Below are 21,668 nucleotides of genomic sequence, written 5' to 3' on the forward strand. Positions count from 1 at the left end.
CCGGACAGACGAAGGTCCCGAACCCCACCTGGGGTTCGGGACCTTCGCCGTTGCGGTGGTGTCAGGAGTCGCTGGGCTTGGACTCGCCGGAGCCCGTCGACTTCCTGGTCGTGGTCTTCTTCGCAACGCCGTTCGAGGCGGCCGCCACGTCGTCCTTGGCCTCGTCGGCCTTGGCCTCTGCCTTCGGCGCCTCGGCCTTGGACGCGTCGGCCGTGGCTGCCTCTGTCTTGGCGGCCTCTGTCTTGGCGGCGTCGGTCATGGCGGCGTCGGTCGTGGCGGCGTCCGGCTTGGCCTCGGAGCCCGGCTTCGCATCCGTCTGGCCGTTGGACGACGTCGTGGTGTCGGTCGGGCGCGACGCCGTCCCGGCCGGGGCCGAGCTGTAGTCGCGACCGCTGGTCGGCGTGGACTGCCAGGCCGGCTCCGGCGGGGTCAGCAGCTTCTTCACCGCTGCCGCGGCCAATGCGCCGAGGCCCAGGAACAGCGCCACGTTGCGGAGCTTGTGGCTCTTCTTCGGCACGTCGAGCTCACCCTTGAGCGCGGCCTTGGTGGCCTTGCCCCGGCGGGCGGTCTCCTCGACGACCGGCTCGGCGGCGGCCGCCAGGGTCGCCAGCGCGGCGGTCACCTTCGGCAGCAGGTCGTCGTTGAGTCGCTCACGCGCCTTCTCGGCCGCGTGCTCGGTCGCGGGGCCCACCTTGGCGAGCGCGTCGTCGAGCACCGGACCGGCCTTCTCCACGGCCTGGCTGGCGAGATGTGCGCCCCGCTCGACGGCCTTCTCGGCGTACGGCGACACCTTCTCCCGTGCGGTGCCCACAGCCGGTGCGAGGTGCTCACGGACCTGGCCGACGGCCGGTCCGAGCTTCTCCGACGCCGACTCGGCAAGTGGCCGGACCCGGTCCTTGGCGGTCTCGACCCGGCCCTTGGACTTCCTCAAACCCACGGTTCCCTCCTCGGTGCCGCCCGCCCCAGCGGACAGCTCTCCCGCCCATCGGCGACATGGGCTCCATCTGGTTACGGCTCTGGACAAATCCGGCTTCATCTGCATCGTACGACGTCACGAGCCGATAACCCGGTGCCCCCACCGCACTCTCCGTACACATCGCCGCCGAGCCGCTGCTCTTCTTCTTGGAGTGACATGACAGGATCGAGGGGTAAGCCGTTGTATTCCGACTAGGAGTGACTCCCGTGGCCGAAGAGCTGTACGCAACCCTGCAGACGAACAAGGGCGACGTCGTCATCAGGTTGTTCCCCAACCACGCGCCGAAGACGGTGAGCAACTTCGTCGGCCTGGCCGAGGGCACCAAGGAGTGGACCGACCCGGAGACCGGGCAGCAGGTCACCCGCCCGTTCTACGACGGCCTCGGCTTCCACCGGGTGATCGACGGCTTCATGATCCAGGGCGGCTGCCCGCTCGGCACCGGCACCGGCACGCCCGGGTACCAGTTCGACGACGAGATCCACCCGGAGCTCCAGTTCGACCGTCCGTACCTGCTCGCGATGGCGAACGCCGGCATCCAGTTCGGCCGCGGCACCAACGGTTCGCAGTTCTTCGTGACCGTGGTCCCGACGCCGCACCTGAACCGCAAGCACACCATCTTCGGCGAGGTCGTCGACGACGAGTCGAAGAAGGTCGTGGACTCGATCGCCACCGCGAAGACGGCGCCCGGCGACCGGCCGCTCGAGCCGATCGTCATCAACAAGGTCGTCGTCGAGCGCAAGAACGCCTGACGTTCCCGCGGGGCCGGCGCACCGTCGGCCCCGCGCTTCCAGGGGAGGACGCAACCCGCGTGACCGAGACCGTCTGCTACCGGCACCCGGATCGGCCCGCCGGGGTGCGCTGCCAGCGCTGCGACCGGCCGATCTGCCCGGACTGCATGAACAGCGCCGCCGTCGGCTTCCAGTGCCCGAACTGCTTCAACGAGGGCGTCCGCTCGATCCCGCGCACCCGGACGTCACTCGGCGGCATCCAGCGCGCCGGCAGCCAGCAGGTCGTCACCTACACGCTGATCGCGCTGAACCTCCTGGTCTTCATCGCCGTCCGCGTCGGCAGCCCGCAGCTTCTGAGCGACCTGGTGATGGTCCCGGTCCTGGTCGAGACCGAGCCGTGGCGGATGCTCACCTCCGCCTTCACGCACTGGCAGTTCTTCCACATCTTCTCGAACCTGTTCATGCTCTGGCAGCTCGGCCCGCCACTGGAGCAGATGCTCGGCCGGCTCCGGTTCACGATCCTGTACCTGCTGTCCGCGATCGGCGGCAGCGTCGCCGTCTGGCTGCTGTCGTCCCCCGGCGGCGCGACGCTCGGCGCCTCCGGCGCGGTCCTCGGCCTGGTCGGCGCCCTCCTGGTGATCAGCCGCGCCCGCGGCCTCGACATCACCTGGATCATCATGTACGTCGCCGTCACCGCGTTCCTGTCCTTCGCCATCCCCAGCGTCTCCTGGCAAGGCCACCTCGGCGGCTTCGTCACCGGTGCCGCGATCGGCTGGATCTTCGTCCGGATGTCCGATCACAACCGCCGCGACAAACAGAACGTCTGAGCTCAGGAGGCGGCCTTGGTGGGCTGCTTGTGCTCGGAGATGCGCTTGGTGTGATCGGCGGCCTGGAGCGCTGTGACCGCGCTGGGCGTCTCCGGGGCGGCCGGTCGCACGACCTGATGGTCGTTGCCGGGGCGGGCCCGTTTGTCCACGGCGCGTGGGCTCATGTGGATGTCCTTACCAGTTGGTCCCCCGTCGGGACGTCACCTGATTAGACGAGTACCGCGCCCTACCTGTCACCAGGTTTTACCCAACTGAGCACAAGTTGTGGCCTAGGCCAATTAGTTGCACTTTGAACCGCCGACGTCAGCGGAGGAGCAGGCAGCTGTCGCCGAACTCGTGCCAGAGGTAGTGGTGGGTGAGGGCGGCGTCGTAGGCGTGCTGGACCTGTTCGGGGCCGGCTACCGACTCCAGGAGGAGTAGGTGTGAGGCCTCGGGGGCGTGCCAGCCGGTGATCAGGCCGTCGACCACGTGCGGCGGGCGGTCCGGGCTCAGGATCAGGTCGGTCCAGCCATGGGACGGGGTGACTGTGCCGTCGGAGCCGGCGGCGGTCTCGATGGCGCGGACGGCGGTGGTGCCTACCGCGATGACGCGGCCGCCGTTCGCCTTGACCCAGTTGACGAGGCGAGCCGTGTGCGCGGGTACGTCGTACCGCTCCGGCTGTGGCGGCTCGTGGCTCTCCAGCGAAGACACGCCGCAGTGCAGCACGATCGGCGCGATCAGGACGCCCTCCGACGCCAGGTGACTCACCAGCTCGAAGCTGAACGGACGTGCCGCGCTCGGCATCTCCGCGCTGCCGGGGTCGCGCGCGAAGACGGTCTGGTACGACGCCGACGGCCACCGCTTCCCGACGTAGTCGTACGTGATCGGCCGCCCGTGCCGCCGCAGATACCCGAGCACATCGTCGGCCGGCGGCTTGGCGATCCACAGCCGATTGCCGTGGTATGGCGCCAGCAGCGTCAACGCACCCTCGGGCAGCTCCACCCGCTGACCCACCGCACCGTCGAACATCGGCGCACCGCCGTCGCGCAACTCGACGACCCAGGTCCCGTCATCGAGCGGCGTCGAGAAGTGCACGGTGTACGGCGTGCCGTCGACGGCCGCGGACAGCGTGCTCGACGTGTTGACGAGCAGCAGGTCACCGGGCCGCAGATGGTCGCCGATCCGGTCGAAACGGGTGTGCGTGACGGTCGGCCCCTCCGCGACCAGCAGCTTCACCTGGTCCCGCGACAGGCCGCGGGCTTCCGGTGGTTCGCCGGCGTTCAGCGCCTCCGGCAAGACGAACCGGGTCTGCGGGTGCACCTTCACGACGCCACCGCCGGCGCGAACTCGGCCGCTCGGTACCTGCCGCTCGCGGGCCGACTGTCCAGCAGGTTGAGGAACGCCGGTACGACGGTCGCGGGCTCGGGCCGGTCGGAGATGTCCTCCCCGGGGAACGCGGCCTGGTGCATCGCCGTCCGCAGATCGCCTGGATCAACGGCGTACACCGCCAGCGCCGGGTGCTCCGCGGCCAGTACCCGGGTCGCGTGGTCGAGTGCGGCCTTGGCCGATCCGTAGCCGCCCCAGGTCTCGTACGCCTCGACGGCCGCGTCGGAGCTGATGTTGATCAGCACACCGGACGCCGTGGTGAGCGCAGGGAGCAGGGCTTGCGTCAGTGCGATCGGTGCAAGTACGTCGACCTCGTACACGCGGCGGAGCTCGTCGAGGTCCGCTGTGCCGAGTGCTTGCAGCGGGCTCGGCCCGAGGTAGCTGGCGTTGTTGACGAGCAGATCGAGTCGACCGAGCTCGGCGATCGCGTCCACCAGGTCGGCGCGGTGATCCGGGTCGGTGACGTCGCCGGCGAGCGGCACGACGTCCGTACGGTCCGCCAGGGCGTCGGCGGCGTCCTTGAGCGCTTCGGCTCCGCGGGCGTCGATGACGAGCGCCCAGCCGCGATCGGCCAGCCCGTGGGCGAGGGCGAGCCCGAGCCCGGCGGACGCACCGGTGATGAGAGCAACGGGACGATCGGACGGTTCAGGAGTCATGCCGACACCGTCGTACCTCAAGTCAACTTGAAGTCAAGGGTCGGTTCTCGGGGAGCAAGATGCCTGGGTTCATGACGTTGTGCGGGTCGAGCGTGTGCTTGACGGCCTGGAGGGCCTTGATCGCCAGCGGACCGATCTCTGCGGTGTAGGCGTCCCGATGGTCGGTGCCGACGCCGTGGTGATGGGAGATCGTGCCGCCGGCCGCCGCGATCGCCTGGTTCGCCGCCTGCTTGGCGGTGCGCCACTGCTCGACCGGATCGTCGGCCTGGGCGCAGATCACCGTGAAATAGAGCGAAGCGCCGGTCTCGTACACGTGGGAGATGTGGCACAGGACCAACGGCGGCGTTGCGCTCAGTGCGCCGGTGACGGCGTCGGTGACGGCCGCCTTCAGGGCAGGGATGCGCGACCAGAACGCTGCTGTCTCGAGGGTCTCGACGAGCGCGCCCTCGTCGAGGAGGGGATCGCGCAGGTACGGCGCGCGGTAGCGGCCGGTCCGCCAGGTCTCGCCCGGCCCTTCGCCGAGGTTCTGCCCGCCGGCCGCGGTCAGCACGTCCGCGGTCGCCTGGTTGTACGGGCCGTCGAAGCCGATGATCGCCAGGACGCCGCCGGAACCCCCGCCGAGCACGTCCGGATCAGCCAGGTTCACCGCCGTTTCGACCTCGTCCGACAGGCGCAGCACGGTCGGCAGCGGGCCGTCCTGTGCGAGTCGCCGTACGGCGGTCAGTCCGGCGTCGAACGTGTCGAACCGCCAGCCCTCGAAGTGCCGCTCGGTCGGCCGTGGGCGGACCCGTACGACGACCGAGGTGATGATCCCGAACGCACCCTCGGAGCCGAGGACCAGTTGGCGCAGGTCGGGGCCGGCCGCGGACATCGGGGCCCGGCCGAGCTCGATCGTGCCGCTCGGGGTGGTGACGGTCAGGCCCACCACCATCTGGTCGAAGCGCCCGTACCCGGCGGAGGACTGACCGCTCGAGCGCGCCGCTGCGTACCCGCCGATCGATGCGCCTTCGTACGACTGGGGAAAGTGGCCGAGCGTGTAGCCGCGCTCGGCCAGCAGCGCCTCGGCTGCTGGGCCGCGGACGCCCGCTTGGAGCGTGGCTGTCCTCGAGATCTCGTCCAGCTCGAGCATCTGGTCGAGGCGCTCGAGGTCCACCGTGATGAAGCGGCGAGTGGGTGCGAGCCCGCCCACGACCGAGGTGCCCCCGGCGTACGGGACCACTGCCAAGTCGTGCTCTGCGCAACCTGCCAGAAGCTCTTGCACTTCGTCGTGCATGCCGGGGTAGACGACCGCGTCCGGCATGTCGGAGGTGTCGCCGGCACGGAACCGCAGCAGGTCAGTCGTCGAGTATCCCCGCGTGTGAGCCCACCGAGAGTCCCAGTCGGACCTCACGTGCTGAGAGCCCACAACAGCTCTCAAGAACCCGAGCTGCGACGCGGACAGCTCACCCTCACCACCCGCCGCTGCACCGGGTGGTGGGGCAGGGCGGTGGACGCCTAGGTGCTTGAGGGCTTCCCGGGCGGCTGCGGGGAGGTCGACCGGGTGGGCGGGGTCCCCCCAGCGGCCGGGCGTGAGTTGCACCACCGGGAGGTCGGATTCGGTCATCGCTGACTCCCTTTCAGGTGGTGCGGCGAGGTAGCGTCCAGGGGAGGTGGAACCCCCTGGCTCCCACCTCCCCTGGACAGTTCCAGGATGACAGAGTCGCTGATACACTCTGACGTGTGATGTCTCAGCGTAGCAGCGAACCGGATCAAGAGACCAGCACGCGCCCGGCGCCGGCGAACGCGATCGGCGAGGAGCGGATCCTCGACGCGGCGTACGAGTTGCTGCTCGCGATCGGGATGCGCCGGATGACGATGGCCGATATCGCCCGGCACGCCGAGGTCTCCCGCGCCACCCTCTACCGGCGCTGGCCGAACGTGCAGGCCGTGGTCGCCGCGTTGATGACCCGGGAGTGGACGATCGCGCTGGTGTCGGCGTTCCAGCCGGACGCCGTCGACGGTCGCGCCCGTCTGGTCGAGGGTGTCGTCGAGGTGGTTGCGAAGACCCGCGTGCACCCGTTGATGCGGAAGATCATCGAGCTCGACCCCGAGTTCCTCACGCCGTACCTGCTGGAGCGCCGCGGCAGCAGCACGGTCGCGCACCTGGCACTGGTCGAGGAGGGCATCCGCCAGGGACAGGCCGACGGCTCGATCCGCGACGGCGACCCGGTGTGGCTGGCGCGGCAGATCATCCTGGTCTCGCTGGCGTCCGCGGTGTCCGGCCCGGTGATGGCCGAGAAGGACGAGTACCCGAAGCTCGACGAGGAGCTGCGGACGATGCTCACCAGGTATCTGACGCCATGATCTCGCTGGGCAACGCGAGTCTGAACGCGGCACGACGGGCCCGGGAGCTGAGCGAGCTCCGCGCGGTCGACGTGCTCGTGATCGGCGGCGGGGTCACCGGCGCCGGCGTCGCGCTGGACGCGGCCGCGCGCGGACTGAGCGTTGCCCTGGTGGAGAAGCACGATCTGGCCTTCGGGACCAGCCGCTGGAGCTCGAAGCTCGTGCACGGCGGACTGCGGTACCTGGTGTCCGGCCAGGTCGGCATCGCGTACGAGAGCGCCGTCGAGCGCGGCATCCTGATGAAGACCACCGCGCCGCACCTGGTGCACCCGATCCCGCAGATTGCGCCGTGGTTGCCGCAGGCAAGTTTCGCGCAGGCGGCGATGCTCCGGTCGGCGTTCCTCGGCGGCGACGTGCTGCGCACCTTCGCGCGGACCAGCGACGACTACCTCCCGCACTCCCGCCGGATCGGATCGGCCGAGATGCTCCGCTACGCGCCGACGCTGCGCCCGGACGGGCTCCGCGGCGGTTTCCTGACCTGGGACGGCCAGTTGTACGACGACGCGCGGCTGGTCGTCGCGATCGCCCGCACCGCGGCGCAGTACGGCGCCCGGATCCTGACCCGCGTCGCTGCCACCGACGTCACCGGCCGGGGAGCGGTCCTGGTCGACCAATTGACCGGGGACCGGCGATCGGTGGACGCGCGGATCGTGATCAACGCGGCCGGTATCTGGGCCGACCAGGTTGCCTCCGGTATCAAGCTCCGCCCGAGCCGCGGCGCCCATCTGGTGTTGCCGCAGTCCGTGTTCGGCGGGCTGTCCGCGATCCTGACCGTGCCGGTGCCCGGCGAGCTGCGCCGCGTGGTGATGGCGATCCCGGCGCCCGACGACCGGGTGTACGTCGGCCTCACCGACGAGGAGGCGCCCGGCCCGGTCAGCGACGTACCGCGGGCGAGCGACGCGGAGATCGACTTCCTGCTCGGCACGATCAGCGCGGCGGTGCAGCAGCCGGTGACCCGCGCGGACCTGCTCGGCACGTACGCCGGGCTGCGGCCGCTGCTCGACACCGGCCACCACAAGGGCGAGGACAAGACCGCCGACATCTCCCGGCGGCACGCGGTGATCACCAGCCCGGACGGCGTGGTGACGATCGTCGGCGGCAAACTCACGACGTACCGCCGGATGGCGCAGGACGCGCTCGACACGGCGCTCGCACAGTCGACGCTCGAGGTGCGGCGGTCCTGTGAGACGCATCGGATCCCGTTGGTCGGCGCGGCCGATCGCGTGCACCTGGCCGCGGTCAGGGCACCCGCCCGGTTCGTCCAGCGGTACGGCGCGGAGGCGCCGCAGGTGATCGCCGGTCCGCCCGAGTTGCAGACCCCGATCGCGCCGGGGCTGCGGACGACGTACGCCGAGGTGAAGTTCGCGGTCCGGCACGAGGGGGCGCTGTCCGCGGACGACGTGCTGGATCGGCGGACGCGGATCGGGCTGTCGGCGGCGGACCGGGAGCTGGCCCTGCCCGCGGTGCTGGAGGCCTTCGCGGCGGTGTGACTCCAGCCGTGGGGTTAACTTGGCTCCGGGGAGGTGGAGTGTGACGCAGCCGTATCCGGGGCCGTACCAAGGACCCGGGCCATATCAGCCGATGCCGTATCAGCCGATGCCGGTGGTGCCGCAGTACCGGCCGTTGCGGGCGCTGGCGATCGTGAGCATCGCACTGATGGGGGTGACAGCGCTCGGCGCCGTGATCCAGTGCGTGCTGATGTGGCGCTCGTACGACGAGGTGAAGCGGTTCGTGTACGGGCTGCTCTCGGACGAGGAGATCGACCGCGCCCTCGGGTCGATCGCCGGCAGCGGACCGCTCCTCGACCTGGTGGGCTACCTGCTGGTCGGGACCGGGATCGCGTTCCTGGTCTGGCTGTGGCGGGCCCGCGACAACGTCGACTTCCTCTACTCACCGTTCTCCCCGACCCCGACCGTGCCTGTCCAGCGCATACACCGGAGGTCGCCCGGTTGGGTCGTCGGCTCCTGGTTCTGCCCGATCGTGCAGTTCTGGTACCCGTTGCAGGTCGTCGAGGACGTCGCGCGCGCCAGTGAGCCTCCCAGCCGGCCCGGTGTCGCGCGATCCGGCCGGATCCGGGCTCTGCTCTACACCTGGTGGATCTCGTGGAGCGCCTTCTGGGTGATCATCGTCGGCGGCGGGGCGGCCGCGGTGATCGGGATGATCATCTGGATCGTCCGGCTGGTCAACGCCGCCGACACCGGCGATCCGGACAGCTCGTACGTCGACATCTACGACCTGCAGGACTTCATGGTCCGCCTCGCGCTGGGCGTCAACATCGGGTTCACGGTGGCGGCGGTGCTGCTGGTCGTCGCGGCGATCACGGCCGCGGTGCTGCTGCTCCAGGTCGGGCGCTGGCAGCAGGAGCGCCTCGCGCCGCCGCGAGTCCAGGACTTCGTGTCCCCACCCCAACCGCCGCAGTACGCTCCGCGCCGGCAGCACCCCGGCCCGGGCTTCCCGACCTACGGCCCCTGAATCAGCACGACGCTCACATCGTCGTACTTCTTCCGGTTGGTGGTGGCCACGGCGTCGTGCTCCCGCACCCGGTCGATCAGCCGTCGCGGACCGTCGGTGGTCAGTATGTCGAGCAACTCGTCCCACGAGTGCCCGTAGCGTTCGGTGAAACGGGACGCGCCGTCGGAGAGGACGGCGATCACGTCGACGTCGGCCCGATCGGTAGTCCCGACGACTGCCTCGTACGCCGCTTGGGGTTCGACGCTCGCGACCCAGAAGCCGCCTGGCTGATTGCGCACCCGGCGTACGACCTCGTGAGTCCGGTCCGGGAGCCCAGCGATGCGGTCGTCGCAATGAACGGCGACCTGTCCGCCCGGCGAGCGCATGACGACGGGGGAATCGGCCAGCACGAGATGCTCGACGTGATCCCGGCGCAGGCGAACCATCGAGACCGTGGACGACGGGCTGTCCGGATTGCTGATGTCACAGCTGTCGGCGTGCGACAAGCGGACCGCGGCGATCGACTCCGCGAGCAGATCCGCCAATGGCGCGGCCGACTGCGCGAGCAGCGGCGGCGCGAGCTGAACGGCGAGCTGCTTCACCAGCCAGGGCACGTCGTGCAGACAGCCGGACTCGGCGCCCGGCCAAGGGCTCGCGCCGTCCAGCACAACGGCGAAATCCGGGCCGGTCAGGACGAGGTCCTCGTTGACCGCAGGTGGTCGTCGATCTGGCGCGGCCTCACACAGCGAGCGGATCTCCACCCGGCCTATTCTGGCTCGGCCCAGCTGTCGGCAAGTGACTGGTCCAGGGAGATCTTCGGGGACCAGCCGAGCTCGTCTCCGATGCGTGTGCTGTCGGCCTGCTGCCAAGGTGCGCCGAGTGCGGTCTCCTGTCCGGTGTCGTCGACGATCGTCGCCGGCTGGCCGCTGAGCTCGAACAACTGCCCGGCGACGTCGCGCGCGAGCGTCGCCCGGCCGGTCCCGACGTTCAGCACCGGCGGCAGCTTCCGGTCCGCGAGCGCGGCCGCGAGCACCGCCTCGGCGACGTCCCGGACGTCGACGAAGTCGCGCCACACGTCCAGCGACCCGACCTCGATCAGCTGTCGCCGCCGCAGGTCCCGGATCACCCGGCCGGTCAGCGTGCTGGCCGGCGCCCCCGGCCCGATCACGTCGAAGATCCGCAGGACGACGGCGTCGGCGCCGGCCCGCTGTGCCCGGAGGACGAGCTCGGACCCGGCGAGCTTGGTGATGCCGTACGGCCCGGCCGGCCGCGGCGCGCTCTCCTCGGACAGGCTGGTGCCGTGCGGCGCCCCGCCGTACTCCGCCGCGGAGCCGAGCTGGACGAACCGGGCATGGTCGGCCTGGGTGCGGACCGAGGCGAGCAGGGCCTCGACCGCGATCACGTTCGCCCGGACCAGGTCGGACGGCTCGCCGACGGTGGCGCCGACCGCGTTGACGATCACGGTCGGCTTGTACATCCCGATCTGGGTGTCCAGCGCGTACGGGTGCATCGCGGCCAGGTCGCAGCGCCGCAACGGCTCGCTCCGGGTCCGGCTCAGCCCGCGGTACTCGATGCCCCGGTCGGCGAGCAGCGCGCAGATCCTGGCGCCGAGGAAACCTCCGGCGCCGAACACCATCACCCGCTCAGTTCCGGTCACTCCTCCATCGTGCGGTCCGTATTTGTCGGTCGCGTGGGGGTTCTCCGTCGTCAGGATCACAACTGTCCCTACGGCGTGGCACTGTGGGCGCCATGGCTGATCGAGGGGACGGGCGTCCGGCGGCGCCGACCGAGTCGACGATCCGGGACTGGGACGACGCGGACCCGTCCGGACAGACGTACCGGCGGGTGCTTGTCGTGGACTGTGACCTGACCGAGGTGGACAACCGCGGCGGTGTGTTCGACGAGTGCACGTTCCGCGGGGTGCGCTTCAACGCGTCGACGCACACCGACGCCGCGTTCGTGAACTGCACGTTCGTCCGGTGCTCGCTGTTCGACACGACCTTCAGCCGGTGCAAGTTCGTCGGCAGCTTCTTCGACGACTGCACGTACAGCCTGATGAAGGTGTCCGGCGGCGACTGGTCGTTCACCGGACTGCCCGGCGAGGACCTGAAGGGCGCCGAGTTCACCGGGGTGAAGTTCCGCGAGGCAGACCTGAGCGGCGTCCGCGCCCCGAAGGCGGTGCTGCGGGACCTCGACCTGTCCGGGGCGTTCCTGCAGAAGGCCGATTTCACCGGTGCCGACCTGCGCGGATCCGACCTGTCGACGCTCGACCCGGTGACCGTCACACTCCGGGACGCACGCATCGACATCACCCAGGCGATGGTCGTCGCGGCCGCGCTCGGGCTCGACGTCCGACCCTGAGGCTGTGGATATCCCCAGGTAGTCAGGCGGTCATCCACGGCCCTATCCACACCCTGTGGATAACTATCCGGATAACTGTGTGTTCGTACTGTGATATCGCACCGGGCGGGTGACGGTGCCTCGGCGATGCCGGGCCGGACGCCGCGGCCGCCGGACGAGCAGCGCGGCGTGCTCGACGACCGCCGGGCTGACGACCAGGAAGCCCGGGCTGACCCGGCGGGTCAGCGTCTGGACGCCGGCGGCCAAGCCGACTCCACAGGCCGCGCCGAGCGAGTTCGCGATCAGGTCGTGCAACTGGCAGGACCTGCCGAGTTGCGGCACCAGCGCCTGGATGGCCTCGACGGCGGCCGACATCCCGATCCCGGCCGCGATGCCGTCCGCGGGGCGGCCGACGGCGAGCGTGAGCATGCCCGCGGCCGGCACGAACAGCACCACGTTCAGCAGCCCCTGCAGTGAGGTCAGCCCTCCGGTGGTGGTCAGATGCGTGCCGCACTGGCCGATCTGACCGAGCCGATGGGTCGTCGGACTCAGCGTCGCCGCGATCACCAGTGCGAACGCGGCCGGCAGACAGAACGCCGCCAACCGAGGAATCAGATCGCCCGGGCGACGGAGCGAGGACAGCGCCACCGGCAACGCCATACCGGTCAGCACGAGCCAGGTGTCCAACAGGTGTGGGATCCCGCGATAAGTCTCGAGCACGTGTCCGGACCCTCCCGTGGTCGACCTGACTCGAACTCTTCTCGACTTCCTGACTCGACGATCAGCCGACCGCCGGTACCGCCGCCAGCCCTGTCCGAACATCTGCACGCAGCCGTAAACCCGCCGTGACAGTCTGTGACACTCCGTGCACAAACTGACACGGAAGGAAGGTGCTCGGGGCAACGATCTTGTGTCAGGCGGGGGTGGGTACAGGGACCTCAGCCGACTCGGAGGGAGCAGTCGTGGTCGACCCGCAACTGCGTGCGATGACGTGGAACATCTGGTGGCGGTTCGGGCCGCGCTGGCGGGAGCGGCAGCCGGGGATCCTCGCGACGATCGAGCGGTTCACCCCCGACGTGATCGCCCTGCAGGAGGTGTGGGGCGGCGACGGCACCACCCAGGCGGACGAGTTCGCGCACGCGCTCGGATTCCATGCGGTCTTCGCGTCGCCGTCGTACCCGCGGTCCCCGGATCCGGCGCAGGCGCCCGATCACGCCGGGGTCGAGCTCGGCGTCGCGCTGCTGAGCCGCTGGCCGATCGTCGAGCAGGAGACGATCCCGCTGCCGGCCCGCCATCGGTCCTGGGATCCGGTCGCGCTGCGCGTCCGGGTCGCGCATCCGGCGGGTCCGCTGCCGGTCGTGGCGGCCTGCCTGGAACATGCGACGACCTTCAGCGACGACCGGCTCGCCCAGGCGACGCTGCTCGCCGATCTCGGCACCGATCCGTCGGCCGACGGGCCGTGTCCGTCCCTGGTGATGGGCGATCTGAACGCCGCGGCGGACAGCGCCGTACTGCGTCCGCTCCGCGACCTGATGATCGACGCGTGGACAGCGGGCAACGGTGCACCTGATGCGGTGACGCTGCCGTCGACGCATCCGTCCGCACCGCTCGAGGCCGGCCCGGAGCTGGTCGACCAGCGGATCGACCACATCTTCTACCGGCCGGGCCACGAGGACCAGCTGGTCAACGTCGAGTCGGCCGTCGTCGCGGGCGACGCGGTCGACGGCATCCATCCCTCCGACCACCGCGCGGTCGTCTGCGATTTCCGCTGGCGGCACCGGGGGGATCCACCGATCGGTTGATCCGGACGGGCACCGTGGCCGAGGGCTTCGGACGCGGTCAGACGACGAGTTCGTGGATCCATTCCGCCGGAGCCTGCTGGTGGAGGCGCCAGTAGTGGTTGGCGATGTCGTCCGGGTCCCAGAGGCTGCCGGGAGCGACACCGCCGCTGATGGTGACGCTCGCGGCGTGGACGCCGGCCGCGCCGTACTGCTGGTGGAGCAGCGTGACGAGCGCGCGCACACCGGCCTTGCCGAGGGAGAGACTCGCGTAGTCCGGCTTCGGCACGGGCATGCCCCCGGTGATCAGGAAGGACCCGCTGCCACGCTCGGCCATCGCGGGCGCGAGGTGGGCGGCCGCCGTGATCGCACCTACGACATTCACCGCGAACGCGTCGAGGTGCTGCTGGGCAGTGAGATCACCGATCCGGTCCGACCGGATCATTGCCGCGTTGTAGACGACCGCATCCGGTACGCCGTACGCGTCGACGATCCGGTCGAGCGCCGCACGCAGCGCGCGCTCGTCGGTGACGTCCGCGGTGAGCGCGAGCGCGTCGGCGCTTCCGGACTCCTCGGCCGCCGACTTCACCGTCGCGTCCGAACGCGCGATCAGGCCGGCGCTCATCCCCTCCCGGACGAACCGTCGCGCCACCGCCAGGCAGATCCCGGGCCCCACTCCCACCACCACGACTCCAGACATGATCCGGAGGATAAACGTTGACCCCAAGGTCAAGGTCAAGCTGGGCGATGGTGCTCCACCGCGGCCGCCGACCGGTCGTCGCCGTCGGCCCGGAGGCCCGCGATCACGCCGTCGACGTCCGCGGCCGGGCGGTTCTGGCTGAGCTTGAACTTCGCTTCGATCCGCTGGATCGCGATCTCCACGCCGACGATCGCCCGGAGTTGCCCGCTGACGAACTTCGCCGGCGCGTCGTCCACCGACCACGGCTCCGCGCGCCCGGACTCGTGCCGGTCCGACAGCCGCCGTACGACGTCCTCCACCCAGGCGGCGTCGTCGTGCACGGTCATCGTGCCGTGGATGTGAGCGGTGATGTAGTTCCAGGTCGGAACGACGCGGCCATGCTCCTGCTTGGAGGCGTACCAGGTGGGGGAGATGTACGCGTCAGGGCCGCGCATGATCACCAGCGCGTCGCCGATCACCGGGAGCTGCCAGTGCTCGTTGTTCCGCGCCAGGTGGCCGAGCAACACGTTCCGCTCCTGGTCGTACAGGAACGGCAGCATCGTTGCCACCAGTCCGTCCGGCGTCATCGTCACCAGATCCGCCGCTGCACGGCTGTGCAGCAACTCCTGGACGGCCTCGTCCTCACCGGCAAAATGCGCAGGAACATACATGGAACCAGTTTCCCCGCTGACGACTCGGCCGCACAGGTCCAATCAGTCGGCCTTCCACCAGCCCACTCAGCCGCGGTGGTACCGGGTGCGAAGCTCCGCGGCCTGGTCGTAGTCGTGGCGCCAGTCACCCGTAGGCGGGAGGATGATGCGCTCGACGCCGGCCTCCTCGTACGCGGCGAGCTGTTCGATCGGCTCGCCCTCGAGCTGCGGCGCGACCACGGTCGCCTTCAACTGCTTGCCGTCGGCAAGTTCGTTGATCTGCTTCAGGTTGCTGCGCACCTCGTCGGGCGTCATCGCGATCGTCGCCCACCCGTCGCCGTACGCCGCCGCTCGCCGGTGCGCCCGTGCGCCGTTGCCGGCCACGAAGATCGGCGGCACCGTAGCCGCGGGGGAGATCTGGACATCGGGGCTCGTGCCCGTGATCAGGTCCGGCAGGACGGCGAGCGCCTCGTCGGTCAGCCGACCGCGGTCGGCGAACTCGACACCGGCCGCCCGCCATCCGGCATCGCCGTGCGCGGGATTGCCCGTCCCGACACCGAGCACGAGGCGATCGTTCGAGACCAACTGCAGCGTGCTGATCTGCTTCGCCGCCCATGCGACGGGCCGCAGCGCCAGCAGCATCACGTTGTACCCGATGGTGATCCGCTCGGTCACCGCGGCCGCCGTCGCCAGCACGACGGAGCTCTCCAGCATCGGCGCACTGGCGATCAGATGATCCGTCGACCACACCGAGTCCAGCCCGGCCTCCTCGGCGTACCGCGCACTCTCGCGCACGTCGCCGAGGATCGGCCGCGCCGGATCCGGCGAGGACGTCGGCAGGATGACTCCGATCTCAATCGTCATACCCGTCGCAACCCTGCTCGAGGCCGGCCGCATTCCCTGCGGGCGCTCTCGACAGGAGCTGTCCTGCGGTCAGGTAGTGCACCTAAGCGTGGTCGCGCTCGTGCGTACAGTGTCTCGCTGGTGCACTACCTGTCGAACGTGCACGGTCAGGGGATGTAGACCCCGTTGAACCACTGGCCGCGGGCGTCGTCGGTGTACACGTCGACGTTGAAGTTGTAGTTGCCGTGCCTGCCTTCCCACAAATAGCCGGGCAGGCCCGACGCCGCGTTCGCGTCGCAGATGATGTCGTCGGTGCACAGCGTCAGCGTCGGGATGTCGCCGAAGAAGTTGTCGGCACCGGCGAGCGGCGCTCCGACGACCGGGGCAACCAGCGGGTGTGCGGCGGCGCCGGCCGAGCCAGGACCCGCGGCGCGCTTGGGATCGGCGATCAGCACCGCGTTGACGTTGTCGATGGTCTGCCAGTTCTCCGTCACCCAGGTGTGCACGACCGCGGCGCCGAGGGAGAACCCGACCGCCTTCACATGCTGGTCGGGGCACGCGGTGCGGTGATCGCGGATCAGCCGGTTCAGTTCGTTGACGCCCTGCCGCGCGTTGTAGCCGATCGGCTGAGCCGGATAGCCGACGCGCTGGCTGATGTTTCCCTGCCAGTACGGCGCGTTGGAGTCGTTGTCGCCGGTGCCGCCGACGACGATCGTGTACGTTCCGCCGCAGTCGGCCGCCTGCGCCGCGGGCGCTGCAACGACGTAGACCCCGCCGGCCGCCACAACCAGCCCAGCCACCAGGGCCGCAAGTTTCCGCATCGAATCCTCCTTAGTCTTGATTGCTTATCGTGATCGTAGGATCACAGAGGGTCGACACCAGTTGCGGTCAGTCACATCCGCCTGGCGAGTGCGGATGTGGCCAGCGCTTGGCCGGAGCCGTCCACCGCGAAACCGCTATTGCCCGAGGCACCATGTCCCGCGGGTTAAGGTCCGGGGATGAGTCGACGGGTGGCGGCGTACGCGGTGTGTGTCGAAGGCGGGCGGGTGCTGCTGGCGCGCTACGTCTCGCCGTACGGCGATGGGAGCTGGTGGACGCTGCCCGGCGGCGGCGTCGAGCCGGGTGAGGATCCGTTCGACACCGTGACCCGTGAGGTGGCGGAGGAGACCGGGTACGAGTCGGTGGTCGAGCAACTGCTGGGCGTCGACTCGCGCATCGTCCCGGCCGCCGTACGCCGACGCCCCGGGCCTGACGATCACCAGAACATCGGCATCTTCTACGCCGTCCGCATCACCGCCGGCAGCACCCGCCCCGAGCCCAACGGCGAAACCGCCGAATCCGTGTGGACCCCGCTCACCGACGTCACGACGCTTCGCCGCGCCGCCCTCGTCGACGTCGGCATAGCCCTCTCCCACATCCGCCCACCCACAGGCCATGTCCCACCCGTCCGGGCCGGCGGCCTGATCGAGCACTAAGCATGGTGAAGTCGGAGCTGTTGCGAGTCCTGCAGGTGAGTCGCACGAGCCTGCTGTCCAAGTTGGACGGGTTGCAGGAGTACGACGTACGGCGGCCGCTGACTCCTACCAGCACGAATCTGCTGGGGCTTGTGAAGCATCTGGCCGGGTTGGAGTACGGGTATCTCGGTGAGGCCTTCGGGCGACCGCCGGTCGAGAGACCGTCGTGGTTCCGGGACGACCCGTCCACCGAGATCGACATGTGGGCCGCGCCGGACGAGTCGCGGGAGTACATCGAAGGTGTCTATCGACGCAGCACGCCGGGCATGCCGACATCCTTCGCGAACAGCTTGACGGCGCGTCCTCGGCCTTCTGGGAGGAGCGGAGGGCGCAGGTCCAGGCGGCCGCCGACGTCTTCCGTTCCTGAAAAGTCAGCGCAGGTCGCCGTCGCCGTGGAGGACGCCGCGGGAGGCACGGTCGGCGATCTTGGCGATGTTCTGTTCGGCGACGTCTTCGAGGCTGATGCCGAGTCTGGTGCACAGCTCGGACAGGTACCAGAGCACGTCGCCCAGTTCGAGCGTCAGCGCCTGCCGGTCGGCGTCGGTGATCACGCCCTGCCGGTCGCGGAAGATCTTCTTCACCTTGCCGGCCACCTCGCCCGCCTCGTTCACCAGCCCGAGGGTGGGGTACACGATCGGATGATCGGTTGCCACCAGCCCGGCGGTCCGCGCCGCCGCCTCCTGGTAGCCGCTGAAGTCGAACGCACCCTGATCAGTCACCCGCGTCAGTCTGCCAGGCGTGGAATACTCGCTGCGCATGAGCGAGCTCGTCACCGAGATGTTCGAGTACGACGGTGGGCGCCAGGTCGCCGTGTACGTGCCGTCGGATCCGCCCGAGGCGGTCGTGTTCGCGGGTGACGGCCAGCTGATCTCGCAGTGGGGCAGGGATCTCGAGCAAGCCGACGTACCGCCGACGCTGGTGGTCGGTGCGTACCGGACCGACGATCCGGACGAGATGGCGCGGATCGAGGAGTACTCGCCGTCGTTCAACCCGGAACGGTTCGCGGCACACGAGAAGTTCTTCGTCGACGACGTCCGCGACTGGGTGCGATCCCGCTTCGGAGTCGGGTTGCCCGCCGAGCGGACCGCAGTCTTCGGCGTGTCCGCGAGCGCCGAACTCGCGCTCGCAATGGGCGTTCGGCACCCGGACATCTACGGCTCGGTCTTCGCCGCCTCACCCGGCGGCGGCTACCGCCCGCCGGACGTCATGCCCAGCAGGCTGCCACGCACCTACCTGGTCGCCGGCACCGAAGAGCCCTGGTTCATGGAGAACGCCGCGCGCTGGGCAGACGCCCTCCGCGACGCCGATGCGGACGTCGTACTCACCGAGCGCCAGGGCAATCACGGCGACCCGTTCTGGCAGGCCGAGTTCCCGCGGATGGCGGCCTGGGCGTTCAGCCGCTAAGCGTCCTTGTGCCCGTTGACGTTGATCAGATTGCCGTCGGGCGCGCGGACGAAGAACCGCCGGATCCCCCACGGCTCGGTGGTCAGCGGATACACGATCTCGAAGCCGCGCCGCTGCGCCTCCTCGTACGCCTCCTCGATGTCGTCGCCGACGGCAACCGAAAGCACCGAGTCCACCGGCGCCGTCGCGTCGCGCGTGACGAGTTGTACGGCGGCCTGCCCGTCCGGCGTCTGGAACCTGGCGACCCAACTCAGCTCGGTCAGCCCTGCGTCGCTGAGCCCGAGGTAGTCCACGTAGAACCCGCGAGCCTCGTCGATGTCCGGAACCGACAGATTCGCGAACAGATGCGTCACCCGCACGAGCGTCTCCTTCCCTCGCCGGCCAGTCTGATGATCTCAACCTGCCCAGTCCAGGGTGGGTCACGCGCCGCGCCTGACCCACCCCGCGTGGGTCACGGGCGGTTGTGACGCTCGCTGCTCGGGAAGCGGTGCACCTCCTGCGGCCAGTCGAGCGCGACGGCGAGGCGGCCGGCCCAGTAGCGGGCGGTCTCGTCGTCCGGCACGTTGACGACACAGAAGCCGCCGAGGTGCTCCTTGGTCTCGACGTACGGCCCGTCGCTGAAGATCGGCTCCCCGTCCTTCGCCTCCACGCTGCAGATCGCGGTCGAGGCGTCGATGCCCCCGTCGCTGAACACGAAGACCCCAGCAGCCTCCATGTCCGCGATCACCGCCCGCCCCGCGATGCTCTTCGCCCTCAACTCCTCACCCGTGTGCTCAGGCACCCACTCGTCGTTGAACGAGATCAAATACTGCGCCATAGCCATCTCCTCTCAGCCCGGCGACCAAACCAGCCGCCACACCAACACCACGAACAGCACCACCCGAATCCGACAAGACTCTTGCCGATGGCTGTCGGATTCGCCCGGGGTTGTTCGTAGCGTAGGTGGAAGCGGACACCGGGTTCGCTCGAGCCGAGGGAGCAGGGATGCCCGAGTACCTCATCTACTTCAACCAGCAGTGGGTCGGCGACCACCCCGAGGAGTGGTACGACGGCCGCGGTGACCGTGCCCGCGCCGTGACGGAGGAGATGAAGGCCGCCGGCGTGTACGTCTTCGCCGGGGGACTGGAAGAAGAAGACGGCCCGGTCTACAACGCGGACCCGACAAGCGGCGAGGTTCTCGTCACCGACGGCCCGTACGTCGAGACCAAGGAGTACCTGGGCGGCTTCGCCCTGGTGAGCGTCGCCGACGACGAAGCCGCCAAGATGTGGGCCGCCAAGGTCGCCGAAGCCTGCGGCTGGCCCCACGAGATCCGCCGCTTCAAACCCCGCCGCCACCTTCAATAGCAGCAGGACCAGCAGCGCAGTCGTGCCGTCGGAGTCAGGGAAGCCGGATGCGGCCGACAACGTGAGCGAGCTTCCCTCGCTCCGATGAGCTACACCGATAGTGGTGTAGACGAGGGGACTTGAGCCCTAACCCCTGCCTTGTAACGGCGGTTGTGACGCTCCCGCTGATCTGAGCGGTGGGACGGCAGGCGTCGGCTCGACCGGTTGCACCCCACGAGTGACCAGCTGGCATGTTCTCGTTAGAGCACGCGGAGAGCACGGCCCCGTCCGTCGACGCTCGCGAGCCATACTGACGCGGTGGATGAGATCTCGCTGTCGGTCCCGCGCTATCGCCGCGAGGTCGGAGTCGTGGCACCGGTCGAAGGTGGAACGGTCCGTATCGAGCTGGCAGACGGCGTTGTTCAAGTGCTCGGCGACCCCGCTGGCCTTCGCGATCTGGCCCGCTGGTGCCTGTCGCTGTCCGATCCTTCGGTCTCGGACGGAGGGCACATCCATCTTGATCCGGGGTACAGCCCGCTCAGCTCGGAGTCGGTTCCCCTCCTCATCGCACGAGACGACAGCATCGACGCCACACCTGGCCCGTCCCCCCGATAGCTGCCAGACCCAGGTCAGTGAGGCGCGGGTCAAGAGTCGGCTTGCCGATCCCGTAGGAACGCCACAGGCGCTCTTGATGCGTGTCGTGATGGCCGTACGACCGAGCGGCCAGGGGGACGGGGCAACCCCACGGCCAGACGCCAGAACCTCGGCACGTGCCAGTTGGATTGCATGGGTCGGGAAGCGTCCTGCTGCTGGGCTCCGGCGAGGACGGCGCCCCAGCGCCGCCCGCAGCCGAGGCCGCGCACCGAAGGCGCGCCCTTGATGCATAAGAGCCAAACTCGGCAGAGAGCACGTCGCGCTGCGTGGGGTCCGGAGTGCCTGACACGCAACCACGTGCACTATCGGCCCGTAGTTCCGACAGCGGCACGATCCTAGCTCCTGATCGCCTCGGTGAGCTCGTCGATGTGGGCGATGACGGCGTCGGCGGCAAGCTTCGCCGCCAGAACTTCCGGAAGATCTGGGTCAAGGCGCTGGCGACCTCCGGCGTACGCCCAGTGCACTTCCACGATCTCCGGCACACAGGGAACCAGTTCGCGGCGGACGACAGTGCCAGCCTGCGTGAACTGTGGGGCACGCCAACCCTCGCGCCGCCAGGATCTATCTGCACGCGTCGAAGGCTCGTTCACGGCATATCGCTGACCGGCTCAATGCCCGCCTGCGGGAGGCTCGCCCCCAGATCGGCGGCGACTCGTTAGGGCACGTAGAGGGCACGCCGCTTCCCAACGAACCAAGGGAGAACGGTGGCGCTACCGGAGAATCGCGCTCTGGCCTGCTGGAACGCGGTGGTGGAGACGAGGGGACTTGAACCCCTAACCCCTGCCTTGCAAAGGCAGTGCTCTGCCAGTTGAGCTACGCCCCCGTGGGGTGGTCAGTGGCCCGGGGTTACCGGGTCGGCGACCTCGGCCCAGAGGTCCTTTTCGGCGCGGGACTGCTGGGTCTTCTTGTAGACGAAGTATCCGCCGACGCCGGCCAGCAGCACCAGCATGATCTTTCGCAGCACTGGGACTCCTTGGATCGGACTTCGAACAAAAGTGGGCCTAACTGGACTTGAACCAGTGACCTCTGCCTTATCAGGGCAGCGCTCTAACCGTCTGAGCTATAGGCCCGCGAACTGCGGTGTCGAACCCGGGAGAG

General features: G+C 69.4%; 28 protein-coding genes, 2 tRNA genes and 1 pseudogene. 12 read left to right on the forward strand and 19 right to left on the reverse strand.

The genetic code is table 11. The features are described 5' to 3' along the window. Window positions 1-61: 61 nt before the first annotated feature. Entirely contained in the window at window positions 62-937 is an 876-nt protein-coding gene (locus ABZX12_RS15750; protein ID WP_355693633.1) for a hypothetical protein, read from the reverse strand. Window positions 938-1,194: 257 nt separating this feature from the next. Between ABZX12_RS15750 and ABZX12_RS15755 the strand changes: the two genes are divergently transcribed. Both ABZX12_RS15755 and ABZX12_RS15760 read left to right on the forward strand, forming a co-directional pair. Next, complete coding sequence (locus ABZX12_RS15755) at window positions 1,195-1,725, forward strand: peptidylprolyl isomerase (RefSeq protein WP_355694291.1); 531 nt, start codon at window positions 1,195-1,197, stop codon at window positions 1,723-1,725. 59 nt (window positions 1,726-1,784) lie between these two features. Beyond that, the gene (locus tag ABZX12_RS15760; RefSeq protein ID WP_355693635.1) at window positions 1,785-2,531 is read left to right on the forward strand and encodes a rhomboid family intramembrane serine protease; all 747 of its coding nucleotides are present in this window, start codon (window positions 1,785-1,787) and stop codon (window positions 2,529-2,531) included. 2 nt (window positions 2,532-2,533) lie between these two features. On the opposite strand, the gene ABZX12_RS15765 is transcribed toward ABZX12_RS15760, so the two are convergent. The 4 genes from ABZX12_RS15765 to ABZX12_RS15780 all read right to left on the reverse strand — a co-directional run bounded on the left by ABZX12_RS15765 (window position 2,534) and on the right by ABZX12_RS15780 (window position 6,155). Continuing rightward, on the reverse strand, window positions 2,534-2,695 hold the full coding sequence (locus ABZX12_RS15765; RefSeq protein WP_355693636.1) for a hypothetical protein: 162 nt from the start codon (window positions 2,693-2,695) through the stop codon (window positions 2,534-2,536). A gap of 139 nt (window positions 2,696-2,834) precedes the next feature. Then, window positions 2,835-3,836: an S-adenosylmethionine:tRNA ribosyltransferase-isomerase gene (locus ABZX12_RS15770; RefSeq protein ID WP_355693638.1), complete on the reverse strand. Its 1,002-nt coding sequence runs from the start codon at window positions 3,834-3,836 to the stop codon at window positions 2,835-2,837. Next, entirely contained in the window at window positions 3,833-4,552 is a 720-nt protein-coding gene (locus ABZX12_RS15775; RefSeq protein ID WP_355693640.1) for an SDR family oxidoreductase, read from the reverse strand. The genes ABZX12_RS15770 and ABZX12_RS15775 overlap by 4 nt, the downstream gene beginning before the upstream one ends. A 22-nt stretch (window positions 4,553-4,574) precedes the next feature. Further along, a complete protein-coding gene (locus ABZX12_RS15780; protein WP_355693642.1) occupies window positions 4,575-6,155 on the reverse strand; it encodes an FAD-binding oxidoreductase in 1,581 nt (526 codons plus the stop codon). A 119-nt stretch (window positions 6,156-6,274) separates the two neighbouring features. Here ABZX12_RS15780 and ABZX12_RS15785 point away from each other — a divergent pair, with 119 nt between their 5' ends. From ABZX12_RS15785 to ABZX12_RS15795, 3 genes are all read left to right on the forward strand, one after another. Next, on the forward strand, window positions 6,275-6,895 hold the full coding sequence (locus ABZX12_RS15785) for a helix-turn-helix domain-containing protein (RefSeq protein WP_355693644.1): 621 nt from the start codon (window positions 6,275-6,277) through the stop codon (window positions 6,893-6,895). Next, window positions 6,892-8,424, forward strand: a complete 1,533-nt coding sequence (locus ABZX12_RS15790; RefSeq protein ID WP_355693645.1) for a glycerol-3-phosphate dehydrogenase/oxidase — start codon at window positions 6,892-6,894, stop codon at window positions 8,422-8,424. The genes ABZX12_RS15785 and ABZX12_RS15790 overlap by 4 nt, the downstream gene beginning before the upstream one ends. Window positions 8,425-8,515: 91 nt before the next feature. After that, window positions 8,516-9,406: a DUF4328 domain-containing protein gene (locus ABZX12_RS15795; protein WP_355693646.1), complete on the forward strand. Its 891-nt coding sequence runs from the start codon at window positions 8,516-8,518 to the stop codon at window positions 9,404-9,406. On the opposite strand, the gene ABZX12_RS15800 is transcribed toward ABZX12_RS15795, so the two are convergent. Together ABZX12_RS15800 and ABZX12_RS15805 are read right to left on the reverse strand one after the other, a co-directional pair. Beyond that, window positions 9,394-10,146 carry a protein phosphatase 2C domain-containing protein gene (locus ABZX12_RS15800; protein WP_355693647.1) on the reverse strand — a complete coding sequence of 251 codons (753 nt, stop codon included), beginning with the start codon at window positions 10,144-10,146 and terminating at the stop codon, window positions 9,394-9,396. The two genes, ABZX12_RS15795 and ABZX12_RS15800, sit on opposite strands and share 13 nt — an antisense overlap. Window positions 10,147-10,151: 5 nt before the next feature. Beyond that, entirely contained in the window at window positions 10,152-11,042 is an 891-nt protein-coding gene (locus ABZX12_RS15805; protein ID WP_355693649.1) for an NAD-dependent epimerase/dehydratase family protein, read from the reverse strand. Between the two features lie 92 nt (window positions 11,043-11,134). Between ABZX12_RS15805 and ABZX12_RS15810 the strand changes: the two genes are divergently transcribed. Next, the gene (locus ABZX12_RS15810; protein WP_355693651.1) at window positions 11,135-11,746 is read left to right on the forward strand and encodes a pentapeptide repeat-containing protein; all 612 of its coding nucleotides are present in this window, start codon (window positions 11,135-11,137) and stop codon (window positions 11,744-11,746) included. Between the two features lie 63 nt (window positions 11,747-11,809). On the opposite strand, the gene ABZX12_RS15815 is transcribed toward ABZX12_RS15810, so the two are convergent. Continuing rightward, window positions 11,810-12,445 (reverse strand): VanZ family protein, encoded by a 636-nt coding sequence (locus tag ABZX12_RS15815; protein WP_355693652.1) that lies wholly within the window; start codon window positions 12,443-12,445, stop codon window positions 11,810-11,812. Window positions 12,446-12,687: 242 nt separating this feature from the next. On the opposite strand from ABZX12_RS15815, the gene ABZX12_RS15820 reads away from it, so the two are divergent. After that, the gene (locus ABZX12_RS15820) at window positions 12,688-13,527 is read left to right on the forward strand and encodes an endonuclease/exonuclease/phosphatase family protein (protein WP_355693654.1); all 840 of its coding nucleotides are present in this window, start codon (window positions 12,688-12,690) and stop codon (window positions 13,525-13,527) included. Between the two features lie 37 nt (window positions 13,528-13,564). On the opposite strand, the gene ABZX12_RS15825 is transcribed toward ABZX12_RS15820, so the two are convergent. The 4 genes from ABZX12_RS15825 to ABZX12_RS15840 form a co-directional block, all read right to left on the reverse strand. Next, complete coding sequence (locus tag ABZX12_RS15825) at window positions 13,565-14,203, reverse strand: SDR family NAD(P)-dependent oxidoreductase (RefSeq protein ID WP_355693656.1); 639 nt, start codon at window positions 14,201-14,203, stop codon at window positions 13,565-13,567. Between the two features lie 35 nt (window positions 14,204-14,238). Further along, window positions 14,239-14,853: an FMN-binding negative transcriptional regulator gene (locus tag ABZX12_RS15830; RefSeq protein ID WP_355693657.1), complete on the reverse strand. Its 615-nt coding sequence runs from the start codon at window positions 14,851-14,853 to the stop codon at window positions 14,239-14,241. A gap of 66 nt (window positions 14,854-14,919) precedes the next feature. After that, window positions 14,920-15,696 carry an LLM class flavin-dependent oxidoreductase gene (locus tag ABZX12_RS15835; RefSeq protein ID WP_355693659.1) on the reverse strand — a complete coding sequence of 259 codons (777 nt, stop codon included), beginning with the start codon at window positions 15,694-15,696 and terminating at the stop codon, window positions 14,920-14,922. Window positions 15,697-15,842: 146 nt separating this feature from the next. Beyond that, window positions 15,843-16,496 carry a cutinase family protein gene (locus ABZX12_RS15840; protein WP_355693661.1) on the reverse strand — a complete coding sequence of 218 codons (654 nt, stop codon included), beginning with the start codon at window positions 16,494-16,496 and terminating at the stop codon, window positions 15,843-15,845. A 177-nt stretch (window positions 16,497-16,673) separates the two neighbouring features. Here ABZX12_RS15840 and ABZX12_RS15845 point away from each other — a divergent pair, with 177 nt between their 5' ends. Beyond that, complete coding sequence (locus ABZX12_RS15845) at window positions 16,674-17,150, forward strand: NUDIX domain-containing protein (protein ID WP_355693663.1); 477 nt, start codon at window positions 16,674-16,676, stop codon at window positions 17,148-17,150. A 2-nt stretch (window positions 17,151-17,152) separates the two neighbouring features. Beyond that, a pseudogene (locus ABZX12_RS15850) lies at window positions 17,153-17,386 on the forward strand (DUF664 domain-containing protein); the annotation flags it as partial. 174 nt (window positions 17,387-17,560) lie between these two features. Here the strand turns inward: ABZX12_RS15850 and ABZX12_RS15855 are convergent. After that, window positions 17,561-17,908 carry a nucleoside triphosphate pyrophosphohydrolase family protein gene (locus tag ABZX12_RS15855; protein ID WP_355693665.1) on the reverse strand — a complete coding sequence of 116 codons (348 nt, stop codon included), beginning with the start codon at window positions 17,906-17,908 and terminating at the stop codon, window positions 17,561-17,563. A gap of 37 nt (window positions 17,909-17,945) precedes the next feature. Here ABZX12_RS15855 and ABZX12_RS15860 point away from each other — a divergent pair, with 37 nt between their 5' ends. Beyond that, window positions 17,946-18,593, forward strand: a complete 648-nt coding sequence (locus tag ABZX12_RS15860; RefSeq protein WP_355693666.1) for an alpha/beta hydrolase-fold protein — start codon at window positions 17,946-17,948, stop codon at window positions 18,591-18,593. Here the strand turns inward: ABZX12_RS15860 and ABZX12_RS15865 are convergent. Together ABZX12_RS15865 and ABZX12_RS15870 are read right to left on the reverse strand one after the other, a co-directional pair. Then, window positions 18,590-18,952 carry a VOC family protein gene (locus tag ABZX12_RS15865; RefSeq protein WP_355693668.1) on the reverse strand — a complete coding sequence of 121 codons (363 nt, stop codon included), beginning with the start codon at window positions 18,950-18,952 and terminating at the stop codon, window positions 18,590-18,592. The two genes, ABZX12_RS15860 and ABZX12_RS15865, sit on opposite strands and share 4 nt — an antisense overlap. A 92-nt stretch (window positions 18,953-19,044) precedes the next feature. Beyond that, window positions 19,045-19,410 carry a YciI family protein gene (locus ABZX12_RS15870; RefSeq protein WP_355693670.1) on the reverse strand — a complete coding sequence of 122 codons (366 nt, stop codon included), beginning with the start codon at window positions 19,408-19,410 and terminating at the stop codon, window positions 19,045-19,047. 167 nt (window positions 19,411-19,577) lie between these two features. Between ABZX12_RS15870 and ABZX12_RS15875 the strand changes: the two genes are divergently transcribed. Together ABZX12_RS15875 and ABZX12_RS15880 are read left to right on the forward strand one after the other, a co-directional pair. Beyond that, entirely contained in the window at window positions 19,578-19,937 is a 360-nt protein-coding gene (locus ABZX12_RS15875; RefSeq protein ID WP_355693672.1) for a YciI family protein, read from the forward strand. A gap of 297 nt (window positions 19,938-20,234) precedes the next feature. Then, window positions 20,235-20,531, forward strand: coding sequence for a hypothetical protein (locus ABZX12_RS15880; RefSeq protein ID WP_355693673.1), 297 nt, complete (start codon window positions 20,235-20,237; stop codon window positions 20,529-20,531). A 374-nt stretch (window positions 20,532-20,905) separates the two neighbouring features. On the opposite strand, the gene ABZX12_RS15885 is transcribed toward ABZX12_RS15880, so the two are convergent. From ABZX12_RS15885 to ABZX12_RS15900, 4 genes are all read right to left on the reverse strand, one after another. Next, the gene (locus ABZX12_RS15885; RefSeq protein WP_355693675.1) at window positions 20,906-21,052 is read right to left on the reverse strand and encodes a hypothetical protein; all 147 of its coding nucleotides are present in this window, start codon (window positions 21,050-21,052) and stop codon (window positions 20,906-20,908) included. 265 nt (window positions 21,053-21,317) lie between these two features. Continuing rightward, window positions 21,318-21,393, reverse strand: a tRNA-Ala gene (locus ABZX12_RS15890). Window positions 21,394-21,402: 9 nt separating this feature from the next. Next, a complete protein-coding gene (locus tag ABZX12_RS15895) occupies window positions 21,403-21,531 on the reverse strand; it encodes a DLW-39 family protein (RefSeq protein WP_311136380.1) in 129 nt (42 codons plus the stop codon). A 35-nt stretch (window positions 21,532-21,566) separates the two neighbouring features. Beyond that, window positions 21,567-21,640: transfer RNA gene (locus tag ABZX12_RS15900), tRNA-Ile, on the reverse strand. Between the last annotated feature and the right edge of the window lie 28 nt (window positions 21,641-21,668).

Origin of the sequence: Kribbella sp. NPDC003505 (assembly GCF_040610875.1) — a bacterium.
GTDB lineage: Bacteria > Actinomycetota > Actinomycetes > Propionibacteriales > Kribbellaceae > Kribbella.

What these genes read in the sequence shown, in the direction of transcription:
- ABZX12_RS15765 (WP_355693636.1), bottom strand. Translation starts at nt 2,695, where the DNA reads ATGAGCCCACGCGCCGTGGACAAACGGGCCCGCCCCGGCAACGACCAT.
- ABZX12_RS15830 (WP_355693657.1), bottom strand. Translation starts at nt 14,853, where the DNA reads ATGTATGTTCCTGCGCATTTTGCCGGTGAGGACGAGGCCGTCCAGGAG.
- ABZX12_RS15785 (WP_355693644.1), top strand. Translation starts at nt 6,275, where the DNA reads ATGTCTCAGCGTAGCAGCGAACCGGATCAAGAGACCAGCACGCGCCCG.
- ABZX12_RS15835 (WP_355693659.1), bottom strand. Translation starts at nt 15,696, where the DNA reads ATGACGATTGAGATCGGAGTCATCCTGCCGACGTCCTCGCCGGATCCG.
- ABZX12_RS15840 (WP_355693661.1), bottom strand. Translation starts at nt 16,496, where the DNA reads ATGCGGAAACTTGCGGCCCTGGTGGCTGGGCTGGTTGTGGCGGCCGGC.
- ABZX12_RS15845 (WP_355693663.1), top strand. Translation starts at nt 16,674, where the DNA reads ATGAGTCGACGGGTGGCGGCGTACGCGGTGTGTGTCGAAGGCGGGCGG.
- ABZX12_RS15870 (WP_355693670.1), bottom strand. Translation starts at nt 19,410, where the DNA reads ATGGCGCAGTATTTGATCTCGTTCAACGACGAGTGGGTGCCTGAGCAC.
- ABZX12_RS15780 (WP_355693642.1), bottom strand. Translation starts at nt 6,155, where the DNA reads ATGACCGAATCCGACCTCCCGGTGGTGCAACTCACGCCCGGCCGCTGG.
- ABZX12_RS15775 (WP_355693640.1), bottom strand. Translation starts at nt 4,552, where the DNA reads ATGACTCCTGAACCGTCCGATCGTCCCGTTGCTCTCATCACCGGTGCG.
- ABZX12_RS15795 (WP_355693646.1), top strand. Translation starts at nt 8,516, where the DNA reads ATGCCGTATCAGCCGATGCCGGTGGTGCCGCAGTACCGGCCGTTGCGG.
- ABZX12_RS15860 (WP_355693666.1), top strand. Translation starts at nt 17,946, where the DNA reads ATGAGCGAGCTCGTCACCGAGATGTTCGAGTACGACGGTGGGCGCCAG.
- ABZX12_RS15810 (WP_355693651.1), top strand. Translation starts at nt 11,135, where the DNA reads ATGGCTGATCGAGGGGACGGGCGTCCGGCGGCGCCGACCGAGTCGACG.
- ABZX12_RS15875 (WP_355693672.1), top strand. Translation starts at nt 19,578, where the DNA reads ATGCCCGAGTACCTCATCTACTTCAACCAGCAGTGGGTCGGCGACCAC.
- ABZX12_RS15790 (WP_355693645.1), top strand. Translation starts at nt 6,892, where the DNA reads ATGATCTCGCTGGGCAACGCGAGTCTGAACGCGGCACGACGGGCCCGG.
- ABZX12_RS15825 (WP_355693656.1), bottom strand. Translation starts at nt 14,203, where the DNA reads ATGTCTGGAGTCGTGGTGGTGGGAGTGGGGCCCGGGATCTGCCTGGCG.